The sequence below is a fragment of the Kitasatospora sp. NPDC007106 genome, assembly GCF_040634455.1.
Classification (GTDB): Bacteria; Actinomycetota; Actinomycetes; order Streptomycetales; family Streptomycetaceae; genus Kitasatospora; species Kitasatospora arboriphila.
The window spans coordinates 1-5060 of the sequence record NZ_JBEYFP010000433.1 but is presented as its reverse complement, the minus strand read 5'-3'; the positions used below and the strand labels follow the sequence as shown (position 1 = coordinate 5060).

General features: G+C 74.8%; 5 protein-coding genes and 1 pseudogene. 1 reads left to right on the top strand and 5 read right to left on the bottom strand.

From position 1 onward, the window contains the following. Positions 1-134: 134 nt before the first annotated feature. Complete coding sequence (bldG, locus tag ABZ641_RS25430; protein ID WP_030272780.1) at positions 135-476, bottom strand: anti-sigma factor antagonist BldG; 342 nt, start codon at positions 474-476, stop codon at positions 135-137. A 218-nt stretch (positions 477-694) separates the two neighbouring features. Between bldG and ABZ641_RS25425 the strand changes: the two genes are divergently transcribed. After that, the gene (locus tag ABZ641_RS25425) at positions 695-3046 is read left to right on the top strand and encodes a DEAD/DEAH box helicase (protein WP_359985209.1); all 2352 of its coding nucleotides are present in this window, start codon (positions 695-697) and stop codon (positions 3044-3046) included. Positions 3047-3262: 216 nt separating this feature from the next. Here the strand turns inward: ABZ641_RS25425 and ABZ641_RS25420 are convergent. From ABZ641_RS25420 to ABZ641_RS25405, 4 genes and pseudogenes are all read right to left on the bottom strand, one after another. Further along, positions 3263-3496 (bottom strand): annotated as a pseudogene (locus ABZ641_RS25420) (Rv3654c family TadE-like protein); the annotation flags it as partial. A gap of 107 nt (positions 3497-3603) precedes the next feature. After that, the gene (locus ABZ641_RS25415) at positions 3604-4056 is read right to left on the bottom strand and encodes a TadE family type IV pilus minor pilin (RefSeq protein ID WP_344622809.1); all 453 of its coding nucleotides are present in this window, start codon (positions 4054-4056) and stop codon (positions 3604-3606) included. Beyond that, a complete protein-coding gene (locus ABZ641_RS25410) occupies positions 4046-4216 on the bottom strand; it encodes a DUF4244 domain-containing protein (protein ID WP_359985211.1) in 171 nt (56 codons plus the stop codon). Before ABZ641_RS25410 ends, ABZ641_RS25415 begins: the two co-directional genes overlap by 11 nt. A gap of 312 nt (positions 4217-4528) precedes the next feature. Next, positions 4529-5060 (bottom strand): type II secretion system F family protein (locus ABZ641_RS25405; RefSeq protein ID WP_359985207.1); only part of this gene is annotated, 532 nt, incomplete at its 5' end.

Below are 5060 nucleotides of genomic sequence, written 5' to 3'. Positions count from 1 at the left end.
AATAAACACCCACAAGACCCCAAACCCCATAATTCTTTGGGTGACGGGAGTACAGCCTTGTCATCTTCCTAACCCCCCCGGCCCCGCCGGACCGGCGGGGCCGCGACACGGCCCCGCCGGTGCGGGAAAGACGATCAGTCGGTGGAGGCGACGGCGTCGTCCACCGAGTTGTGGATCGGGAAGACCTTGGTCAGGCCCGTGATCCGGAAGATCTTCAGGATGCGCTCCTGGTTGCAGACCAGACGGAGCGAACCCTCGTGCGCACGGACCCGCTTGAGCCCGCCCACCAGCACGCCGAGACCGGTGGAGTCGAGGAAGTCAACGCCCTCCATGTCGACGACGAGGTGGTAGTTGCCGTCGTTGACGAGCTCGACAAGCTGCTCGCGCAGCTTGGGGGCGGTGTACACATCGATCTCGCCGCCGACTTCGACGACCGTGCGATCGCCGACCGTACGGGTCGACAGGGACAGGTCCACGGAACCTCCAGCACCTTGCCTTGCTACGTCATTGCGATCCTCGGCCGGGCGGCCGCCACCGCGTGGTCGCAGGCCGGGCGAGGCAAGCCGCTGCTGACCAGCATCGGCGTGCGTCCCTCGGCCGTGCGGCCGTCACGGCCTCATTGAACCACCTGTGACCATGCCCGCACGATGGCTTGCGGCGATTCTCCGTCACGCCGGTGACACACTGGGTCCTCATGCCGCCCCGTCACACCGCGCCCGAAGCACTGCTGAAGACCCTGTCCACCAACCGGGGCCGGTCGGACCGCCTCACCCATACGGAGCACCTTCCCTCCCGCCCCGCGCGCCATTCCTCCTGGCCGGAAGGAATCCGTCCGGAAATCCGGGAGGCCGCCGCCGGACTCGGCGTGCGCGAGCCGTGGGCGCACCAGGCCGAGGCGATGGAAATGGCGCAGGCGGGGCGGAGCGTGGTGATCGCCACCGGCACCGCCTCGGGGAAGTCCCTGGGGTACCTGGCGCCCGTCCTGAGCGCACTGCTCGACGGCACCGAGGCCCGCAACGGCCGCGGCGCCACCGCGCTCTACCTGGCCCCGACCAAGGCGCTCGCGGCCGACCAGCGCAGGCGGGCCGCCGAGCTCGTGCCGCCACGGGTGCGGGTCGCGCTGTACGACGGGGACACCCCGCCCGAGGAGCGCGAGTGGGTGCGCCAGTACGCCTCGTACGTGCTCACCAACCCGGACATGCTGCACCGCGGCATCCTGCCCGGGCACGCACGGTGGTCCTCCTTCCTCAAGGCGCTGCGGTACGTGGTGGTCGACGAGTGCCACAGCTACCGCGGCGTCTTCGGTTCGCACGTCGCCCAGGTGCTGCGGCGGCTGCGGCGGCTCTGCGCCCGGTACGGGTCCCACCCGACGTTCCTGCTCGCCTCCGCCACCACCGCGGAACCGGCCGTGACGGCCGAGCGGCTGACCGGGCTGCCCGCGGTGGCCGTGACCGAGGACGCGTCGCCGCGCGGCCCGCTGGTGTTCGCGCTCTGGGAGCCGCCGCTGACCGAGCACGTCGGCGAGCAGGGCGCGCCCGTCCGCCGGACGGCGACCGCGGAGGCCGGCTACCTGCTCACGGACCTGGTGGAGTCCGGGACGCGGACGGTCGCCTTCGTCCGCTCCCGCCGGGCCGCCGAGCTGGTTGCCCTCCAAGCGCAGGACCTGCTGGGCAACCCGCTGGCCGGGCGGGTCGCGGCCTACCGGGGCGGCTATCTGGCCGAGGAACGGCGAGCGCTGGAACGCGACCTGCACTCCGGACGCCTGCTCGGCCTCGCCTCCACCTCCGCGCTGGAACTCGGCGTCGACGTCTCCGGTCTGGACGCCGTCCTGCTGGCCGGCTACCCGGGCACCCGGGCCTCGCTCTGGCAGCAGGCCGGCCGGGCCGGCCGGGAGGCGCAGGGCGCGCTGGCGGTGCTGATCGCCCGTGACGACCCGCTCGACACCTATCTGGTGCACCACCCGGAGGCGCTGTTCGCCAACCCGGTGGAGGCGACCGTGCTCGACCCGGACAACCCGCACGTCCTGGCTCCGCACCTGTGTGCCGCGGCGGCCGAACTGCCGATCACCGATACCGACCTCGACCTCTTCGGGCCGTCCACCGCCCCGCTGCTCCCCGTGCTGGAGCGGCGGGGGCTGCTCCGCCGACGCGCGGACGGCTCCTGGTACTGGACCCGGCGGGAGCGGGCGGCGGACGGGGTGGACCTGCGCGGCAGCGGCGGCAACCCCGTCCAGATCGTGGAGGCCCCCACCGGGCGGGTGCTCGGCACCGTCGACGCGGCAGCCGCACACACCACCGTGCACACCGGCGCCGTCCACCTGCACCAGGGACGCACCTACCTGGTGCAGGACCTCGACCTGGAGACCTCCGTCGCCCTGGTGGAGGCGGCCGATCCGCCCTACACCACGGCGGCCCGCGACATCACGTCGATCTCCGTGCTGTCGACCGACAGATCCGAGGAGTGGGGCGAGGCCCGGCTGAGCTTCGGTTCGGTCGAAGTGGTCAATCAGGTGGTGGGCTTCCTCCGCAAGCGCATCTCGACCGGCGAGGTCCTCGGCGAGACCAAGCTCGACCTGCCCCCGCGGACATTGCGGACGCGGGCGGTGTGGTGGTCGGTGACGGAGGACCAGCTCTTCGACGCCGAGATCCCGTTCGACCAGCTGCCGGGTGCCGCGCACGCCGCCGAGCACGCCTCGATCGGCCTGCTGCCGCTGTTCGCCACCTGCGACCGGTGGGACATCGGCGGCGTCTCGGTGCCGCTGCACCCGGACACCGGCCTGCCCACCGTGTTCGTCTACGACGGCCACTCCGGCGGAGCCGGCTTCGCCGAGCGCGGGTACACCCGGGCCGTGCAGTGGCTCACGGCCACCCGCGACGCCATCGCCGCCTGCGAGTGCGAGCGCGGCTGTCCGTCCTGCGTGCAGTCCCCCAAGTGCGGCAACGGGAACGACCCGCTGGACAAGGCGGCCGCCGTCCGGCTGCTGGACGTGCTGCTCGCGGGGGCGCCGACCGTCGGGGGCGGCTCGGACGGGGCGATACCGCGGTAGGGCCGGCTGCCACCGGTCGATCCGGGTGGGTCGCCGCGCCCGGACGGCAGCGGGCCGTTCCGCCCTGCTCGCCCCGGCCGCCCCGTCGGCTCCGCCGGGTCCTTCGGGTCCATCGGCAGAGGTGGAGGTGTCTCCGCCACTGGCCGGGGCCCAGACCGGGCCTGCCCGGGCCCGCGCCCGGGCAGGGCCGACCGGGAGACCGAGGTGACCCGCCGCCACCTCCACGACCACCTCGACGGCGTCCTCCTCCGGCTCGGGGGCGCAGGACACCAGGGAGGCACCGTGGGCCGCCGTGATCCGGGCAGCGCGGCTGCAACCCCCGTCGGGGTCGATCAGCAGGCGCTCGGCAGCTGCCAACGCCGCCAGGTCGGCGGCGGACTCCGCACGGTGGCGGGCCGCCACCGTGGCTCCCACCGCGAGCACGACGGCGAACACGGCGCAGCCGAGCATGCCCAGCGCGAGCAGCCAGACGGTGGCCGAGCCCGCATCGGGGGACACTCCGGGGGACGGCTCGGACGACAGGTCGTACGGACGGCCGGACGCGGCGGATCGCCTTCTCAGGACGGCCATGGCGTGCCGCCCTCCGCCCCGCTCGGCACGTCCTCGCGGGCGGCGACCGCGGAGGCTCCCAGCCGGACCGACAACGCCGCACCGATCCGGCCGGGGGCGGGGAAGGGCGCCTCGACGGTGACCCGCACGGTGTCGTCGTCCCGGGCGATCTCGACGGACGCACCGGGCGGAGCAGCCGCGCGGGCGGCCGCTGCCGCGTCGGAGTCCCCTCGTGCAGCCGCCCGCGCCGCGATCCGGGCGGCGTCGACGCAGCGGATCTGGCCTGCGGCGGCAATGAGGCCCCAGATCAGCGTGGCCATGAGCAGCACCATGGCCGGCATCGCCACCGCGGTCTCGGCGGTGGCCGTCCCGGCGTCGCGCGGCCTGCTGCTGCGGGCCGCCGCGGCCCGGCCCCGTCGACCCGGATGCGACGGGTCGCGCCGACGGCGGTCAGACCGCATGGAGGGCCCTGTCGAGCAGTTCCCCGAGCGCCCCGGAGACCGTCCCGCTCGTCACCACGCGGTAGAGGATCGCGGCGAAGGCACATGCCGCCACCGTGCCGATCGCGTACTCCGCCGTGGTCATACCGGCGTCCGGCGGGCCGACCACGGCACCGCGGATGCGCCGGGCGAGACGCCGTGCGAGGCGCGCACGGGCCACGGCGATGCGGCGCAGCCCGAGCGGGCGGCGGAGTTCGAGCTGTCTGCGGAGCCCGGGGGCTCGACGGCTCCGAGAGCCGGGCGGCGGAGCCACGGAGGTCGGGACGAGGGGCGCCGCGGCCGCCGGGTCGAGGGCTGCCTCGGTGGCGTCGGCCGTCGGGGACGGGAGGTCGGTCAGACGGACGGTGGGCTGGTACATCGCAGACTCCTTCTGGGAGGGCTCGGTTCGAGTCGGGGCGGGTGGGACGGGACGGCGCCTTTGGCGGGCGTAGCGTCAGATCCGCTGCGCGAAGAGGGCGGCGAGGCCCATGACGACCGGCGCGATGCCGATCAGGACGAAGGCAGGGAGGAAGCAGAGCCCGAGCGGAGCCGTGGCGAGCACGCCTGCGCGTCGGACCCTGGCGTGGGCGGCCCGGGCTGCGGTGGCCCGCTGCGCCTGGGCGAGGCCGCTCAGCGCGGCAGCCGGCGGCGTGCCGCTGCGGCTGGTCCTGACCATGCAACGGGCCAGCGGCGCCAGGGCCGGGCTGGTTGCCCCGAGTTGCTCCCAGCAGACCTCCGGCGGCGCTCCCAGCGCGAGTTGTGCGGCAGTCGCCGCCAGCCGGTCACGCATCGGGGAATCCAGGCCGGCCGCCACGGCAGCGGCCGCCGGGCCGGGCGAGGAGGCCGAGCCGAGGCAGGCGGCCAGCAGCTCCGCGGTGAGCGGCAACTGGCGCAGCAGGCGCTCCTCCTCGGCCACTGCCCGCCGCGCGGCTGCCGGTACGGGCCGGGGCAGCCAGCGGTAGGCGGCCGCGGCCGCCCCGGCCCCG